Source organism: Alkalimonas delamerensis (assembly GCF_030717955.1).
In the GTDB taxonomy this organism is placed as follows: domain Bacteria; phylum Pseudomonadota; class Gammaproteobacteria; order Enterobacterales; family Alteromonadaceae; genus Alkalimonas; species Alkalimonas delamerensis.
This window is the reverse complement of the sequence record NZ_JAUZVY010000004.1, coordinates 250,435-266,293: the sequence shown is the minus strand read 5'-3', so window position 1 is coordinate 266,293 and position 15,859 is coordinate 250,435. Positions and strand designations below refer to the sequence as shown.

At 53.9% G+C, this 15,859-nt stretch carries 14 protein-coding genes; 10 read left to right on the top strand and 4 right to left on the bottom strand.

What is annotated here, in order from left to right; all coding sequences use genetic code 11:
- Positions 1-7: 7 nt before the first annotated feature.
- Positions 8-1,339, bottom strand: coding sequence for an alkaline phosphatase (locus tag Q3O59_RS11380; protein ID WP_305945688.1), 1,332 nt, complete (start codon positions 1,337-1,339; stop codon positions 8-10).
- A gap of 120 nt (positions 1,340-1,459) precedes the next feature.
- Between Q3O59_RS11380 and Q3O59_RS11375 the strand changes: the two genes are divergently transcribed.
- The 4 genes from Q3O59_RS11375 (at position 1,460) to Q3O59_RS11360 (ending at position 6,779) form a co-directional block, all read left to right on the top strand.
- Positions 1,460-2,077 carry an alpha/beta fold hydrolase gene (locus tag Q3O59_RS11375; protein WP_305945687.1) on the top strand — a complete coding sequence of 206 codons (618 nt, stop codon included), beginning with the start codon at positions 1,460-1,462 and terminating at the stop codon, positions 2,075-2,077.
- A 378-nt stretch (positions 2,078-2,455) separates the two neighbouring features.
- The gene (gene fadD / locus Q3O59_RS11370; RefSeq protein WP_305945686.1) at positions 2,456-4,114 is read left to right on the top strand and encodes a long-chain-fatty-acid--CoA ligase FadD; all 1,659 of its coding nucleotides are present in this window, start codon (positions 2,456-2,458) and stop codon (positions 4,112-4,114) included.
- 6 nt (positions 4,115-4,120) lie between these two features.
- A complete protein-coding gene (gene rnd, locus Q3O59_RS11365; protein WP_369812385.1) occupies positions 4,121-5,257 on the top strand; it encodes a ribonuclease D in 1,137 nt (378 codons plus the stop codon).
- Positions 5,258-5,402: 145 nt separating this feature from the next.
- A complete protein-coding gene (locus tag Q3O59_RS11360; protein WP_305945685.1) occupies positions 5,403-6,779 on the top strand; it encodes a DUF4397 domain-containing protein in 1,377 nt (458 codons plus the stop codon).
- Between the two features lie 65 nt (positions 6,780-6,844).
- Here the strand turns inward: Q3O59_RS11360 and minE are convergent, their stop codons facing one another.
- The 3 genes from minE to minC are packed head-to-tail and all read right to left on the bottom strand — an operon-like array spanning position 6,845 to position 8,663.
- A complete protein-coding gene (gene minE, locus Q3O59_RS11355) occupies positions 6,845-7,105 on the bottom strand; it encodes a cell division topological specificity factor MinE (protein WP_228591508.1) in 261 nt (86 codons plus the stop codon).
- Positions 7,106-7,109: 4 nt separating this feature from the next.
- The gene (minD, locus tag Q3O59_RS11350; protein ID WP_228591510.1) at positions 7,110-7,919 is read right to left on the bottom strand and encodes a septum site-determining protein MinD; all 810 of its coding nucleotides are present in this window, start codon (positions 7,917-7,919) and stop codon (positions 7,110-7,112) included.
- Between the two features lie 33 nt (positions 7,920-7,952).
- Complete coding sequence (gene minC, locus Q3O59_RS11345; protein WP_305945684.1) at positions 7,953-8,663, bottom strand: septum site-determining protein MinC; 711 nt, start codon at positions 8,661-8,663, stop codon at positions 7,953-7,955.
- Between the two features lie 344 nt (positions 8,664-9,007).
- On the opposite strand from minC, the gene Q3O59_RS11340 reads away from it, so the two are divergent.
- Genes Q3O59_RS11340 through zipA form a run of 6 tightly spaced genes read left to right on the top strand, consistent with a single transcriptional unit; the run spans position 9,008 to position 15,827 of the window.
- Complete coding sequence (locus tag Q3O59_RS11340; RefSeq protein ID WP_228591516.1) at positions 9,008-9,286, top strand: YcgL domain-containing protein; 279 nt, start codon at positions 9,008-9,010, stop codon at positions 9,284-9,286.
- Positions 9,287-9,339: 53 nt separating this feature from the next.
- Positions 9,340-10,308, top strand: coding sequence for a lytic murein transglycosylase (locus Q3O59_RS11335; protein ID WP_228591529.1), 969 nt, complete (start codon positions 9,340-9,342; stop codon positions 10,306-10,308).
- A gap of 3 nt (positions 10,309-10,311) precedes the next feature.
- Entirely contained in the window at positions 10,312-10,977 is a 666-nt protein-coding gene (locus tag Q3O59_RS11330; protein WP_305945683.1) for a fumarylacetoacetate hydrolase family protein, read from the top strand.
- Positions 10,974-11,477 carry a YcgN family cysteine cluster protein gene (locus tag Q3O59_RS11325; protein ID WP_305945682.1) on the top strand — a complete coding sequence of 168 codons (504 nt, stop codon included), beginning with the start codon at positions 10,974-10,976 and terminating at the stop codon, positions 11,475-11,477. The genes Q3O59_RS11330 and Q3O59_RS11325 overlap by 4 nt, the downstream gene beginning before the upstream one ends.
- A gap of 6 nt (positions 11,478-11,483) precedes the next feature.
- Positions 11,484-14,903: an AAA family ATPase gene (locus Q3O59_RS11320; RefSeq protein ID WP_305945681.1), complete on the top strand. Its 3,420-nt coding sequence runs from the start codon at positions 11,484-11,486 to the stop codon at positions 14,901-14,903.
- 18 nt (positions 14,904-14,921) lie between these two features.
- Complete coding sequence (gene zipA / locus Q3O59_RS11315; protein WP_305945680.1) at positions 14,922-15,827, top strand: cell division protein ZipA; 906 nt, start codon at positions 14,922-14,924, stop codon at positions 15,825-15,827.
- Positions 15,828-15,859 lie beyond the last annotated feature (32 nt).

Here is a 15,859-nt window from a genome sequence, read left to right as displayed (position 1 = left end):
ACAAGCCCTAATTGGCCGATTGCTGAATAAAGCCCATGATGCGCTTGGCAATATCAATGTTGTCCATAAAGCCAGTAAATTGCTCCGCGCCGGCACCATAGGCCATCACCGGTACATCGGCCGCGGTGTGGCCGTCGGTAGTCCAGCCGGTGCGGGTGGCCTTGTTGATGTAGCCATTGAGCAGGGCATATAGCTCGGGTTGCTGCTGGTGCACGGTTTGTACTTCAGTCAGTTGTTCATCGCTTAGTGTCAGCCCGGTCCAGTGGCGCCATTGATCCGCCAGCTCTGCCGGTTCCAGCTTCATCATACGTCGGGTAATTTCCCGAACTGTGTACTGCACACCATAAATTAAATCGGCACGCCATTCGTAAATGCCGTCGGCGGCCAGCGCAAGGCCACCGGTTTCATGATCGGCGGTGATAATCAGCAAGGTATCCGGGTTGGCATCGACAAAGGCCTTGGCCGATTGAATGGCGCGGGCAAAATCGTGCATTTCGGCCATGGCGCAGGCGATGTCATTGGCATGGCCGCACCAATCGATTTGGCTGCCTTCCACCATCAGCACAAAGCCTTTGGGGTGATCCGCCAACAACTCCAGTGCTTTTTCGGTCATCACCTGCAAAGGCGCTTCCTTCTCTTGATTCAGTACCGAAGGCAGGCCATTGTCGGCCAGCAATGCCAGTGCGGGGGCTTGCGATAGCTGTGTTAACTGCTGCCAGCTGTCAGCGTACTGGTAGCCTTCGGCCTGAAATTCCGCCACCAGGTTACGATCATCACGAATAAAATGACGGGCACCGCCACCGAACATCAGATCAGGCACCAGTTGTCCCTCTACCCGGATATCAAAGTAGTGATCGGCAATGGCATCCATATTACGCCGGCTTGGGTTGTGGGCTAAAAACGCCGCTGGGGTAGCATGGTTGACCTGCGAGCTGGCAACAATGCCATTGGCTTTGCCCAGGCGCTTGGCCTGCTGCATCAGGGTGCCAATCGGCAGATGCTGCTGATCGACTGAGATAGCGCCGTTAAAGGTCTTGTAACCAGTCGCCAAAGCGGTCGCGCTGGCGGCCGAATCGGTGACCAGGGTTTGATCGTCCGGCCAGGTGCTGGAGATGCCAGTCCATAACTCGTCGTAAATGGTGGGTTTGATCTGTTGTTGTTTGCCTTCGGCCAGGAAATAGCGGTAGGCTGTCAGGTAGTTGGCGCCCATGCCATCACCAATCATAAAAATGATGTTACGTGGTGTCTCTGGTTCTGATGAGGCAGCACTTTGCTGCGGTGATTGCGCACAAGCGGTCAGCAGCAGGCTGGCTGCCAGGCAGGTCAAACGGATCATCATGCTTGGTTTCCGACGATTGAAGATAGTATCCAGTGTACCCAATTGTTACCATGATGACAAAATGTCGGCGCCAGAAAGCAAAGATGATTTTGCGCCCAAACCTATTGAACAGGATAAACTTTGCTAAGCTACCATCATCGATTCAAGCTGGGGGCGCTGGAGCTAACTGCGCTTAGTAGTAGCCGAATTGTACCGACGTCGCCAGTGCTTTGCTTGCATGGCTGGCTGGACAATGCAGCCAGTTTTATACCGCTGGCCAGGGTGCTGCCCAGCCAATCGCTGTTGGCACTTGAGTTTCCGGGGCATGGGCACTCAACACACCGGGGCGTCGATGCGCACTATTACTTTTTTGATTGGGTGCAGGACTTGGTCCGGCTCTGTCGCCAGCAGCAGTGGCAGCAGCTCACCATGATTGGCCACTCGATGGGGGGCATGGTGGCGACTGCGCTAGCCGCCAGTTTTCCCGAGCTGGTTAAGCAGCTGGTGTTGATCGACACCCTGGGGTTTGTGGTGGCCGACGAAACCACAGCAGCCAAGCAGTTGCGGCTGGGTGTGGAGTCCCGGCTTCGAGCTGACAGCAGAGCTAGCCCGCGCTACCCCAACCTTCAAGCCGCAGCACAAGCACGCTTAAGGCAAAGCGACTTTTCATTGCAAGAGGCCATGCTACTGGCTGAGCGCGGCTGCATCGAGGAAGCCGAGGGCTGGCGTTGGCGGGCGGATATGCGTTTAAAGCAGTAATCGGTGTATCGGTTAAGTCCTGCGCAAGCAAACACTTTTATCGCTGAGCTTCGCTGCCCGGTACTGGCGATCCTGGCGGAAGATGGTATCTTTAATGAGCAAGCAGCAAGGTTGTTACCGCTGTATCCAGATATCCAGGTGCAGTCTGTTCGTGGCGGCCACCATTGCCACATGACTCGTTCAAAAGAGGTGGCAAGCCATATCGAGCATTTTTTATCTGTCGCAACCTGAGTTAAGATGACAGCAAGCCGATTGTGGCCTGACCACTTTTGTGGGAAGATAATTAGCTAGAGTAAAAACTCAGAACTTGCTGTGCCCGGTTGCCGGGACAGTAAGGCCATAATAAAACAGAAAATACGACATTTTAAGGAGAGGACGGTGGAGCAAGTTTGGTTAAAACGTTATCCGGCCGGCGTACCTGCTGAGATCAATGCTGATCATTATCATTCCTTGTTGGATATTATTGAGCAGAGTATCAATAAATTTCCTGACCATACTGCTTTTGTCAATATGGGCAAAAGCATCACCTACCGCGAGTTTGATAAACTAAGCAAGGCCTTTGCTGCCTACCTGCAAAAAGAGCTGGGTTTAGGCAAGGGCGATGCTGTGGCTGTGATGATGCCCAACTTATTGCAAAACCCGGTGGTGATCGCGGGCATCCTGCGGGCAGGTTGCACTGTGGTCAACGTCAATCCCCTTTATACACCGCGCGAATTGGAGCATCAACTGAATGACTCCAAAGCCAAGGGCATTGTCATTGTTGAAAACTTTGCCCACACTCTGGCGGCGGTGCAGAAAAAAGTAAAAGTCGAGCATGTGATCCTGACCAAAATGGGCGACATGCTGGGCACTTTGAAAGGCACCATCGTCAATTTGGTGGTCAAGCACGTTAAAAAGCTGGTGCCGGCCTACCAATTAAGCAAGGTGATCCCGTTTAAAGAGGTGTTGGAAAAAGGGCAGCATCTAAAGTATCAGATGCCTGATGTCGATGGTAGCGATCTGGCATTTTTGCAATACACCGGCGGCACCACTGGGGTTTCCAAAGGGGCGATGCTGACGCATCGCAACATGGTCGCCAACCTGGAACAAGCCTCTGCTTGCCTGGATCCAGTGCTGGAAGAAGGCAAAGAGCGGGTGGTCACGGCGCTACCGCTTTATCATATCTTCGCGCTGACCGCGAACTTTCTGGTCTTTATGAAGTATGGTGCCACCAATTTGCTGATTACCAACCCACGGGATCTGCCTGCTTTTATCAAAGAGCTGAAAGCCTTCCCATTTACTGCCTTAACCGGGGTCAATACTCTGTTTAATGGTTTGATGAATACCCCTGGCTTTACCGACATCGATTTTAGCCAGCTTAAAATTTCATTGGGCGGTGGCATGGCGGTACAGCGACCAGTCGCTGAGCGTTGGCAAAAATTAACTAAAACCCGCTTACTCGAAGGCTACGGTCTGACTGAGTGCTGTCCTCTGGTTACCATAACCCCCTACGATGTGGATGGTTTTACCGGCAGCATTGGTTTGCCAGCGCCATCCACTGTGATTCGTATTGTTGATGAAGACGGCAAGGACGTTCCTGCCGGTGAGCCGGGCGAAATGATTGTGCAGGGTCCGCAAGTGATGAAAGGCTACTACAATCGTCCTGAAGAAACCGACAAAACCATCAAGGATGGTTGGTTGTACACCGGTGATGTGGCGCGCATGGACGAAGACGGTTTCTTTTTCATCGTCGATCGGAAAAAAGACATGATTCTGGTGTCGGGCTTTAATGTGTTCCCGAACGAAATTGAAGAAGTCGCTGCTATGAATGACAAAGTGCTGGAAGTGGCCGCCGTGGGTGTTCCCAATGAAGCCGCCGGTGAAGTGGTGAAACTTTTTGTGGTGAAAAAAGATCCATCTTTGACCGCGGAAGAGTTAATTGCTCACTGCAAACAACACCTAACCGGCTACAAGGTACCGAAGCAAGTGGAGTTCCGCGATGAGTTGCCGAAAACCAATGTCGGTAAAATCTTACGCCGTGAATTGCGGGAGTCTTGAGTTCTTTTGATCCCTTTACTGCATGACAACGACAGCCTGCGGCATTTTTGCCAGCAGGCTGCCACCCGGCCAGTCTTGTTGCTAGATACCGAGTTTATCCGCCAAAGCACCTTGCAACCCAAGTTGGGTTTGGTTCAGTTGTACGATGGTGACCAGCTGGCCTTGGTGGATCCCTTAGCCATCACCGACTGGCAGCCGTTGGCAGACTTGCTGGCCAATCCGGCGGTGACCAAGGTGATGCATGCCTGTCTTGAAGACCTGGATGCTTTTCACACCATTGGCATTGCACAGATCCAGCCATTGATCGATACCCAAATGGCGGCTTTGTTGCTGGGGCAGGGCAGCAGCCTGGGATTTGCTGCCTTGGTTGAATCCATCACTGGCACTGCTCTGGATAAAGGCGAGTCCCGAACCAACTGGTTGGCGCGGCCGTTACGTGATGCGCAGCTGCAGTATGCTGCCAACGATGTGCTCTTCTTGCTGCCAGTTTATCAGGCCCTGCAGCAACAGTTGTCCACGGAGCAGTATCAGTTGTTGCTGGCCGAAGCAGAGCAAATTCAACTGCGGCGCAGTCAGCAGTGGCCGGATCGGTTGCGTTTTATTGATATTAAAAACAGCTGGCAATTGCCGGCCCGCGCTCTGGTGGTGCTGCAGCGTCTGGTCTGTTGGCGGCTGGAGTACGCCAGAGGCAAAGACTTAGCGCTAAGCCTGGTATTTAAAGATGCGCAATTGTTCGATATTGCACGTAAAGCACCGACAAGTCTATCGGCGCTGCAAGCCATTGCCGGACTTCCTGAGCGAGAGCTAAAGCGGCATGGTCGCACCTTGCTGCAGCTGGTGGAGCAGGCGCTTGCCAGTCAGCCCGTTCATTGGCCTGAGCCGGTGTATCATCGCGAGGCCTTTGCTGGTTATCGGGAAGTAACCGCCCAAATTCGTGAGGTGGTGCAGCAAGCTGCGAAACAGCATCAGTTACCGGCGGAGTTGTTGGCGACCAAGCGTCAACAAACAGAGTTTTTAAACTGGTGTTGGCGTATCGACGACAACGAGCGTTCGCAGTTGCCAAAGCCTGAGTTACTCCGCGGCTGGCGACAGCCGCTACTTGCTCCGGTATTGCCCTTTCCTACGCACCTTGTGCAGGAGTAAACCAATTTTATACGACGGTTAATCAAAGCCGATCAGTCGTTTTTTTTCATAGTTATTGGTTATTTTTTAAAACGGTTTTTTCGTGATCCTTTCTTGATACGGTGGCGTAAAGTTTGTGCAACCATCAATCAAGAAGGGTATACACATGAAAGGACTAACACGATTGGCTATTTCTGCGGCCATGGTATCCACACTGGCTGCGTGCAATAGCTCCAGCTCTGATGATTCATCCATTTCATTGCCACCAGTACCTCCGGAAAGGTCGGCTGAGCTTCGTGTCATACATGCCGTTTCTGACGCACCAGCTGTGGACATTCGCCTGGCAGGTACCGATGTTGTTCAGGGGCTTGATTACGCAGAAAGCTCTGAAAAATTTACACTCATTGCTGCAAACTACGCTGTAGAAGTGCGGGCAATACTACCGGGCGGTGAGCGGGCGACTGTGATTGGTCCAGCCACTGTTGGCCTGACTTCACAAACAGATCACAAAGTCTTTGCGGTTGGTTCGGCGGCTGACGGCACCATTGAGCCTTTGATCATCGCCGACAGCAAAACCAGTCTGGCATCCGGTAACATTCGGTTGCAAGTGGTTCATGCTTCTTCCGCAGCGCCAGATGTCGATATTCATGTAACAGCGCCTGGCGACGCATTATCAGCGCCGATAGCGACTTTAGGATTCAAAGATCACACAGCCCCAATCGATGTGCCTGCTGGTGATTACCAGGTGCGGATCACCTTGCCTGGAGAAGACACAGTGGTGTTTGACAGTGGCCCATTGGATTTAGCGGCAGGGACTGATCTGGTCGTGGCAGCCATCAACAATCGCTTTGCCGGCGATTCGCCTGTCTCATTGTTGGCAGTCACACCGGATGGCAATTTCTTTGACGTGATGGATGCCAACAGCAAAGCGGCTGTGCGTGTTGTGCATGGTGTTTCCGATGCGCCTGCTGTGGATGTGCTGGTAAATGACGAGATTCGGTTGGTTGAAGACTTGGCTTTCCCAGACTTTACAGACTATCTGAATGTTGACCCAGCGGAGTACAATGTGAAGGTTGCTGCCAATGCAGACAACTCCATCGTTGCGATTGATGCTGATCTGGATTTGGCGGCAGGCGTTTTTTACAGTGTCCTGGCCCTGGGTTCTCTGGGTGAAGAAGAAATCACGCCTCTGGTGCTGCTTGACCAGCCGCGTCGTGTTGCCACCGAAGCCAAAGTCCGTATCATCCACGGTTCCTTCCTAGCCCCTGAGGTGGATATCTATGTGACTGAAACGGCGGATATCAGCGAAGCCGAGCCTGCGTTTAGCGAGGTACCTTTCCTGGCTGAAACTGGCTATGTCTCTCTGGCAGCGGGCTCTTATGTGGTTTCTGTGACAGTGGCCGGAACCAAAGATGTGGCGATTGGCCCGGTAACGCTGGATTTGGAAGCAAACACCATTTACACCGCCATTGCACGTGATGGTGAAGGCTTAACCGCAGATTTTGGTTTAATTCTGATGGACGACTTTGTCCAGCAAGATTAATTCTGTGCTAGCATCCTGACTGATGTGCAGTTTGGCCCGGGGTAACCCGGGCCTTTTTTTAGCAATTAACGTTTTTCGTCCGGGAAGCTGACATTAAGTTCCAGCACCGAAAGCTCGTCGGAGCGCTGCTCCAGCGACACCGAAATTTGATCGGCCGGAATGTCGACGTATTTGCGGATCACCTCCAGGATATCGCGTTCGAGTTGCGGCAAGTAATCAGGCCCGGAGCGGCGGTTGCGCTCATGGGCCACGATAATTTGCAGCCGCTCTTTGGCGGTGCTGGCACTTTTCTTTTTGGTGGAACGAAAATAATCCAATAACGACATGCGGCTAACCTCCAAAAATCCGTTTCAGCAGTCCTTTTTTCTCCACCGTTAAAAAGCGGAAGTCGACGGTGTTGCCCAGCAAGCGGCTGACGGTATCCAAATAGGCCTGGCCTGCATCGCTGTCCTGATCCAGCGTGACCGGCTGGCCGGAGTTGGATGCGTTGAGGACCGCCTGCGACTCCGGAATGACGCCAATCAGCGGAATTGCCAGAATTTCCTGCACATCTTCCACACTCAACATTTCGCCTTTGGCAACCCGCTCTGGGTTGTAACGGGTCAGCAGCAGGTGCTCCTTGATGGCATCTTCACCACGCTCGGCCCGCCGAGACTTGCTGCTAAGCATGCCCAGAATACGATCCGAGTCGCGCACCGAAGACACTTCGGGGTTGGTTACCACCACAGCTTCGTCGGCAAAGTACAGTGCCATCATGGCACCGGCTTCAATGCCGGCTGGTGAGTCGCAAATAATGAATTCAAAGTCTTTCGCCAGTTCATTCAGAACTTTTTCCACGCCTTCTTTGGTCAAGGCATCTTTATCGCGGGTTTGTGAGGCCGGCAGAATAAAGAGGTTGTCGACACGTTTGTCCTTGATCAGGGTTTGCTTGAGGTTGGCTTCGCCATTGATCACATTGACAAAGTCGTAGACCACCCGGCGTTCACAGCCCATAATCAGATCAAGATTGCGCAAGCCAATATCAAAGTCGACAATTACAGTTTTATGGCCACTCAACGCCAGGCCTGTGCCAATGGCGGCACTGGAGGTGGTTTTACCCACGCCGCCTTTGCCAGAGGTCACCACGATAATTTTTGCCATGGATTCAATTCCTTCTTTATAATTCAGTTGATGTTACAGCTCGCCAATGACAATGCTGTCGTCCTGCATCCGAATGCAGGCTGCTTTATTCCAAAAATCCCCTTGCAAGCTATCGCTTAGCCAGTAATGACCGGCAATCGAGACCAGTTCGGCCTGCAGGTTGTGACAAAAGATGCGTTTGCCGGTATCGCCAGCAGCACCGGCAATGGCCTTACCCCGTAAGGTACCATAGATATGGATATGACCATCGGCAATGACTTCAGCACCAGCCCCCACTGCGCCGCGCACTATTAAATCGGCGCCTTTGGCATAAATTTGCTGGCCGGAGCGGATGTTTTGCTCGACGACTTTGGTGTGCATCGGCACCTGCTGCACAGAGGCAGCGGCGCTGTCGTTCTGTTTTTCTGCTGCTGTTGAGGCTGAAGACGTTGGTTTGGCATCTTGCCCCAGCCGTAGCACGGCCAGACCTGCAGCTTGTGCCTGTTGTTTTTGCTCTGGACTGGCGTTGGCCACACCCACCAACACCAGTTTAAGCGCAGTAAAGAGTTGCTTGATGCCAGCAAAGTCGATGTTTTGCTGCTCGGGTGCCAGTTGGATCACCATGGCAGCCTGATGGAAAAAGCCAGGTGCCTGGCTGAGTTTTTTTTCAAGGGCGGTTTGCAAACCGGCCAGTGTCAGATCGCTGCTGTGAATCACAGACAGTGGGAACAGACTTCCTTTTAACTCAAAGAATGGTTCGGACATAGTTGGGTATGATCATCTCAATTGAATGCAGCGCACGTTTAGTTTATTTGGCTTTATTTTATTCGGCTTTGTTCTATTCGTCCTGGGCTCATTTTTGCGAGTCAGGAAAAAACGCGTTTTTTCCTGGCGACTCCCTGAAACGGCAGGGATGCCGTTTCAGGTTGGAAACTAGTTAGCATCTACCCTGACACCAGGAAAACTGCTAAAGCTGCTAATGGGATATCCGGCTGAATGAATTTCATCCTGTTAGCGTAGCAGCAGAGCGGGAAGCGCGGTACAAGGCCCAGGCTTCATGGTATAGTTTACACCCTTGTTAGGCAAGTTTGATAAAGTGATTTTACGCCATGTTGTGTGTTGTCTATAAAAGCCTCAAAAAAGAACAAACCTACCTCTACATCGAGCGACGGGATGACTTCTCCAACGTGCCGGAGGCCTTGCTGGCAACCTTTGGTACGCCACAATTGGTTACCCTGATTGATCTGAATAAGCGAACTTCTTTAGCCCAGGCGGATCTCAGTAAGGTAAAAGCGGCTCTGACAGAGCAGGGGTATTATCTGCAATTGCCGCCACCGCCAGAGGACTTGCTGGCAGAACACAAAGCTTTGCTGCAATCAAAATCATAAACGGGAGTGTTATGCGCATACTTCAATGGCTAAAAGCCGGTGCCTTGAGCGCCATGCTGGCTTTTCCGGTACTGGCCACACCAACCTTTGACGACTATGCCGAGGGCTTGCGGCAAGAAGCCATCGAGCGGGGCTATGATCAGGCACTGATCGAGCAGGTCTTTGGCAGTCTGGAATTTCATCAGCGGGTGGTCACGGCCGACCGCAATCAACCCGAGCGCATTGAAACTCTGGATACTTACTTACCTAAGCGGGTCAGCGAAACCCGGATCCGGATGGCGCGTGAGCGCTACCAACGCTATCAGGAGCAGTTAAAAGAAGTGGAAGCGCGCTACGGGGTGCAAGGGCGCTTTATCATTGCACTCTGGGGGCTTGAGAGCAGCTTTGGCCGCTTTATGGGCAATCATTCGGTACCTTCCTCGCTGGCAACCCTGGCTTATGAAGGCCGGCGGGAAGCCTTCTTCCGCAGTGAATTTTTTCATGCCATGGACATTCTGGCCGCTGGCCACATTGCGCTTGAAGACATGAAAGGTTCCTGGGCCGGCGCCATGGGGCAAAGCCAGTTTATGCCGAGTTCTTTCCTTGCTTATGCGCAGGACTTTGATGGCGATGGTAAAAAAGACATTTGGGGCAATCAGATGGACGTGTTCGCTTCCATTGCCAACTACCTGCGTAGCCTGGGTTGGGACAACAGCCAGACCTGGGGCCGGGAAGTGAAACTGCCAGCAAATTTTTCAATGGACTACGCCATCCCGCGTGGTACCCCAAACCGGGCGGCCTGGTTGCGTGAATGGGCCCGTACTGAACGGACTCTGGCTGAATGGCAAGAGCTGGGCGTACGGCGGCTTGATGGCCGTGATTTGCCAGAGCGCGACATTAAAGCAGCGCTGATTTTACCTGATAATGAGGGCGGCCGGGCCTATTTGGCCTATGATAACTACAAAACCCTGATGCACTGGAACCGTTCTTATTATTTTGTCACCAGTGTCGGGTATTTGGCCGATTTAATCATCAGCGAGTAAGCTATGTACCAGCATCGAAACCTTTGTGGGGACCGGATAGATCTGCCTGTGGGTAAGGTGGTCTGTATTGGCCAAAATTATCAGGATCACATCGCCGAGATGAAAAGCCAGGTGGCAGCCGAGGCCTTGTTTTTCATAAAGCCTGCAACCGCCCTGGCCGATCTGACGCAGCCGGTTGCCATCCCGATGCAGCATGGTGCCGTGCACAATGAAACCGAGTTGGCGGTACTGATTAAGTCGCCGCTTTGCAAAGCCTCCGTCGAGCAGGTCGGTACTGCGGTTTGGGGCTACAGTCTGGCACTGGACCTCACCCTGCGCGAGGTGCAAACCGAGCTGAAACGCTTGGGGCGCCCCTGGGACATCGCCAAAGGCTTCGATGGGGCTTGCCCGGTAGGGCCTTTTATTCCGCAAGCCCAGGTCAAGCATCCACAGCAGTTGGATTTTAGCTTGCAGGTCAATGGTCAGTTGCGTCAGTCCGGGACCACCGCCACCATGATCCGCGGCATCCACCAGATAATCAGCGAGATGTCGCACTGGTTTACCCTCTTGCCTGGCGATATGGTTCTGACCGGCACGCCGGCAGGTGTCGGCCCTTTGCAGCCGGGAGACGCTTTAAGCTTGCAGCTGGCCGATCTGCTGCGGGTTCAAACCAAGGTGGTGGCGGCATGAGCCTGACTGAACGCTTCTGGGAGCACAAATCCCTGGCCGAGATGACGCAGCAGGAGTGGGAGGCCGTCTGCGATGGCTGCGCCAAATGTTGTCTCAACAAATTCATCGACGACGATGCCGCTGAGCTTGAGTTTGCTCCGACCGATCAACTGCATCAGGGCGAGGAGGTGCATTACACCAACATCGCCTGCCGTTATCTCAATTCGCACAAATGCGAGTGCACCGAGTACCAACAACGCACGGTGCTGGTACCGGACTGCATTCAGCTAACCAAAGACAACTTGTCCGATATCTTTTTTATGCCGCCATCCTGCAGTTATCGTCGGCTGCATGAAGGGCGTGGTTTGCCAAGCTGGCATCCATTGCTGAACAATGGTAAAAAAAGCCTGATGCATAAAAAACAAATGTCGGTGCGCAATAAAACCATCTCAGAAACGCAGGTGGATATGCAGGACTTTGAAGACTTCATTGTGCGCTGGCCACTGAACGACCTTGATTGAGGGTAAATGCGCTTAAAGCAGATCCGGCTGGCGGGGTTTAAATCCTTCGTTGACGCAACCTCTGTGCCTTTTCCACAGCAGATGACCGCCGTGGTGGGTCCCAATGGCTGCGGCAAGTCCAATGTGATCGATGCAGTACGTTGGGTGCTGGGGGAAAGCTCGGCCAAAAACTTGCGTGGCGATGCGATGACCGATGTCATTTTTAATGGCTCGGCGCAGCGTAAGCCGGTTTCGCAGGCGTCGGTTGAGCTGGTGTTTGAAAATACGCAGGGTCGATTGCATGGCTCGATGGCCGATCGCAGTGAAATCGCCATCAAACGTCTGGTGACCCGGGAAGCGCAATCCAGCTATTTTTTAAATGGCAGCAAATGCCGGCGGCGGGACATTACCGACATCTTTCTCGGCACCGGGCTCGGGCCTCGCAGCTACGCCATCATCGAACAGGGGATGATTTCCCGCCTGATTGAATCCAAACCGCAAGAATTGCGGGTCTTTATTGAAGAAGCCGCCGGCATCTCCAAATACAAAGAGCGACGGCGTGAAACCGAAAACCGCATCCGTCATACCCGGGAGAATCTGGATCGGCTGTCCGATGTGCGTGAAGAACTCGGTAAGAATCTGGAAAAATTAAAGCGTCAGGCCAGTGCTGCCGAGCGCTACAAAGCATTAAAAGCCCGCGAACGGGTGCTTAAGGCCGAAGTGACGGCGCTGCGCTGGTTAAAGTACCATCAGCTGCAAACTCAGCTGGAGCAACAACTGGCGGCTGAAGAGACCGAGCTGGAAAAGTTTCAGGCGGCCCAGCTGGGCGATCAGCGGGTGTTGATTGAGCTGAAAGAGCAGCAGCAGGAGCTGCGTCTTAGTCAAAGTGAGCAGCAAGAAGGTTTCTATCGGCTGGGTGCCGAGATCAGTCGTATTGAGCAACAGTTGTTGCATCAGCGCCAACAGCGGCAGCAGCGCAGCAGTGAGCTGGATAAACTGCGATTGCAATTGCAGGATGCAGAGGCGCACCTGGTGATGGAGCAACAGCAGCTTGAAGAGCAGCAAGCTGTGCTGGAGGAGTTAGCGCCCGAGCAAGCTCTGCTCGAAGAGCAACTGGCCGAGCGACAGCAGCAGCTCGAGCAGTTGGAGCAGGATCAGCAGCAGGCAGAGCGGGACTGGCAGGCATGGCAACAACAGCATTTTGCCCAGCAGCGCCAGCAACAGCAATGGGAAATGCAGCTGGCCAATGCGCGTCAGCAACAAAGTCAGCACCAGCAACGTGCGCATCAGTTAACCTCACAGCTGACCGAGCTGGCGCAGCAGTTAGCCAGCGACTCCGTTCAGAGCCTGCACCAGCAGTGGCAGCAAGCACAGCAGCAATCCAGCCATCAGCAAAGCCAGCTCGAAGCTAGCGAGGCAGCACTGCAGCAAGGGCAGCAGCAACTGCAACAGTTGCAGCGCTCGCAGGACCGGTTGCAGCTGGAAAGGCAGCAGTTGCAACAGCAACAGCATCGCTTGCAGCAGGCGCAACACCAGCAGCAACACAATTTAGTCGCCTCATGGCAGGTCGAAGCCGGCTGGGCCGAGGCCGTGACCCTGGCCTTAGGTGCATTGCGCCATGCCAGCACCGAAAGCCAGTGGCCTGACAGCCTGACCGCGTCCCTGGTGCTCACCGGCAAATCAAAGCTTGATAGCTCGGGGCTGGCTGGCCCGGTACTGGCGGATAAGGTGAAAGGCGAAGGGGTGCCGGATTATTTTCAGCGCATTGTGCTGGTGCAGGATGACGCTGACGCACAGCAGCAACTGGCCAGGCTTGAACCCGGCGTTAGCCTGATGACCCCGACTGGGCATTGGTATGGAAGCAACTGGTGCCTGGTCGCCGGCTTGCACGAGCAAGACAGCTACCTGGCCCGGGCCGAGCAACTGACGGCGCTAAGTGCACAGCTGGCAGATTTGAACCAGCAGCAACAAGAGCTGCAAGCGGCGCTGAGTCAAGCACAGCAAGAGCACGCGGACCAACAGCAGCAGTTGCAGCAATGCAAACAAGGGGTACAGCAGGCATCGCAGCAGGAACAAGAAGCCCGCACCGCCTGGCTGTTGCAGCAGCAGCAAAGCAGCCAATGGCAGCAGCAACAGCAGCAGTTGCAACAAGAGCAGCGCGAGCTGGATCTGTTGTTGGAAGAAAGCCAGCTGCAGCAAGAGCAGTTATCGGAGCAATTGCTGATGCACGAAGAGCAGCTGCAGCAGTTGGCAGCGCAGCAGTTGCCACTGGAGCAAGAGCGCGAGCGCTTGCAGCAGGCATTGCGCGCGGAGCGGGCGGCCCGGGATCAGCAGCAACAGCAGCTGCAACAACTGAGCGTGCAACTCACCAGCGGCCAGCGCCAGCTGCAGGTGTTGCAACAAAGCCTAAACCGCACACAGCAGCAGTCCCAGCATCTGCAGGAGCGGGAGCAGCAGTTGTTGCAGCAGAGCGACGACGATGAGCCGGATATGCAGCTGCATGAAACGCTGCAAGAAACTCTGTTGCAACGGGAGGCTGCCGAGCAGGCGTTGCAGCAGCTGCAAAACCAGCTGTCGGACTGTGAGCAAAAAATTCGTCAGCTGGAGCAAGGGCAGCACAGCATTTTGCAACGGGTGAATCAGCAGCGGCAACAGCTGGAGTCGCTGCGGTTGGACGCCGAAGGGCATCGCATCCGCGCCAACAACATGTTGGAACTTCTGCAAGAGCAGCAGGTCCAGTTAAAGCAGGTGTTGGAACAGCTGGCAACCGATGCCGACGAACAAGGTCTGCAAACAGAGCTGGATAAAACCACCGACGCCATTGGCCGGCTGGGTGCTATTAACCTGGCTGCCATCGACGAGTACCAGCAGCAAGCCGAGCGCAAAAGCTACCTCGACACCCAGCATCAGGATTTAACCGAAGCGCTTGAAACGCTGGAAACAGCCATTCGGAAAATCGATCGGGAAACCCGTCAACGCTTTAAAGACACCTTTGAGCGGGTTGACCGGGGCTTGCGAACCTTGTTTCCTAAGGTGTTCGGCGGCGGCAGTGCCTATCTGGAGCTGACCGATGACGATTTATTGGAAACCGGGGTGGCCATTATGGCCAGACCTCCCGGGAAAAAAAACAGCACCATTCATTTGCTGTCGGGTGGTGAAAAAGCCTTAACCGCATTATCATTGGTGTTTTCGATTTTTCAGCTGAATCCGGCCCCATTTTGCATGCTGGATGAAGTGGATGCACCCTTGGATGATGCCAATGTCGGGCGTTTCTGCAACCTTGTGCGGGAAATGTCAGAAACGGTACAATTTATTTATATTAGTCATAATAAAATAGCCATGGAGATGGCAGCGCAGCTGATGGGAGTCACCATGCAAGAACCTGGCGTGTCCAGAGTGGTGGCTGTCGATGTTGATGATGCAGTAAAAATGGCTGAAGCCTCTTAGAATCAAAAGGATCCGGGAATGGCGAGTGAATTACGTTTAGCGCTTTTTATCTTGATAGCTTTGGCCATCGGTGCCTTGCTGCTGCATGGGCTGTGGACGGTGCGTAAAAATGGCAGTCAAAAGCACCGCTACCACCCGGGCCAGGGCCGCCCGGATCATGACCTCAGCGGGCAGGATGACAGCGAAAGTCAGCAAAACCGGTCCGATGGCGATGGCTTTGACGAGTTTGGGGTGGGTAAAGTCCGGGTACTGCGCAAAGGCGCAGCCCAGGCGGCTGAGCCCCAGCAAGCACAATCAGAGCAGTCAGCCGACAGCCAGCAAGCGGCCGAGGTGCAAAACCAGTTTGATTTTGACGAGCCAGCCGAGCCGCAGCTCAGCTTCAGCGCACTGGATGCAACCGATGAGGCCCCGGTGCAGCGGGCAGAAAGCGCCGCCGCGGCACAGCAGCAACTGGATGACGCGGAAGCGCAGGCCACGGGCAGCGCCGAACCCTCTGAGGTTTTAATTTTGTACGTCTTGCTGCCGGAAGGCCGTGAAATCAAAGGTCAGGACTTGCTGCCGCTGTTGCTGACGCTCGGCTTTAAGTTTGGCGAGATGGATATCTTTCACCGGCATCAGGACAGCACCGGCGCCGGTGAGGTCTTGTTCAGTCTGGCCAATATGTTTAATCCCGGCACCTTTGATGTCGATCAGATGGAAAAAATCAGCACTCGAGGCATCAGTCTCTTTATGACCTTGCCGGGGCCTGGTGAGCCGCTGCAAAACTTCAATTTAATGAACAACGCGGCCAAGAAGATCGCCGAAGAGTTCGGTGGCCAGGTGTTGGATGGCCAGCGCAGCGTGCTGACAGTGCAAACCGTGCGGCATTATGTTGAAAAAATTCGTGAGTTCCAGCGCCAGCAGTTGATCCGCGGCGCCCGTTAATCCATTGCAGGCAGCCCCGGCTGCCTGCTTGC

What these genes read in the sequence shown, in the direction of transcription:
- Q3O59_RS11380 (WP_305945688.1), bottom strand. Translation starts at nt 1,339, where the DNA reads ATGATGATCCGTTTGACCTGCCTGGCAGCCAGCCTGCTGCTGACCGCT.
- Q3O59_RS11360 (WP_305945685.1), top strand. Translation starts at nt 5,403, where the DNA reads ATGAAAGGACTAACACGATTGGCTATTTCTGCGGCCATGGTATCCACA.
- minE (WP_228591508.1), bottom strand. Translation starts at nt 7,105, where the DNA reads ATGTCGTTATTGGATTATTTTCGTTCCACCAAAAAGAAAAGTGCCAGC.
- minD (WP_228591510.1), bottom strand. Translation starts at nt 7,919, where the DNA reads ATGGCAAAAATTATCGTGGTGACCTCTGGCAAAGGCGGCGTGGGTAAA.
- minC (WP_305945684.1), bottom strand. Translation starts at nt 8,663, where the DNA reads ATGTCCGAACCATTCTTTGAGTTAAAAGGAAGTCTGTTCCCACTGTCT.
- Q3O59_RS11340 (WP_228591516.1), top strand. Translation starts at nt 9,008, where the DNA reads ATGTTGTGTGTTGTCTATAAAAGCCTCAAAAAAGAACAAACCTACCTC.
- Q3O59_RS11335 (WP_228591529.1), top strand. Translation starts at nt 9,340, where the DNA reads ATGCTGGCTTTTCCGGTACTGGCCACACCAACCTTTGACGACTATGCC.
- Q3O59_RS11330 (WP_305945683.1), top strand. Translation starts at nt 10,312, where the DNA reads ATGTACCAGCATCGAAACCTTTGTGGGGACCGGATAGATCTGCCTGTG.
- Q3O59_RS11325 (WP_305945682.1), top strand. Translation starts at nt 10,974, where the DNA reads ATGAGCCTGACTGAACGCTTCTGGGAGCACAAATCCCTGGCCGAGATG.
- Q3O59_RS11320 (WP_305945681.1), top strand. Translation starts at nt 11,484, where the DNA reads ATGCGCTTAAAGCAGATCCGGCTGGCGGGGTTTAAATCCTTCGTTGAC.
- zipA (WP_305945680.1), top strand. Translation starts at nt 14,922, where the DNA reads ATGGCGAGTGAATTACGTTTAGCGCTTTTTATCTTGATAGCTTTGGCC.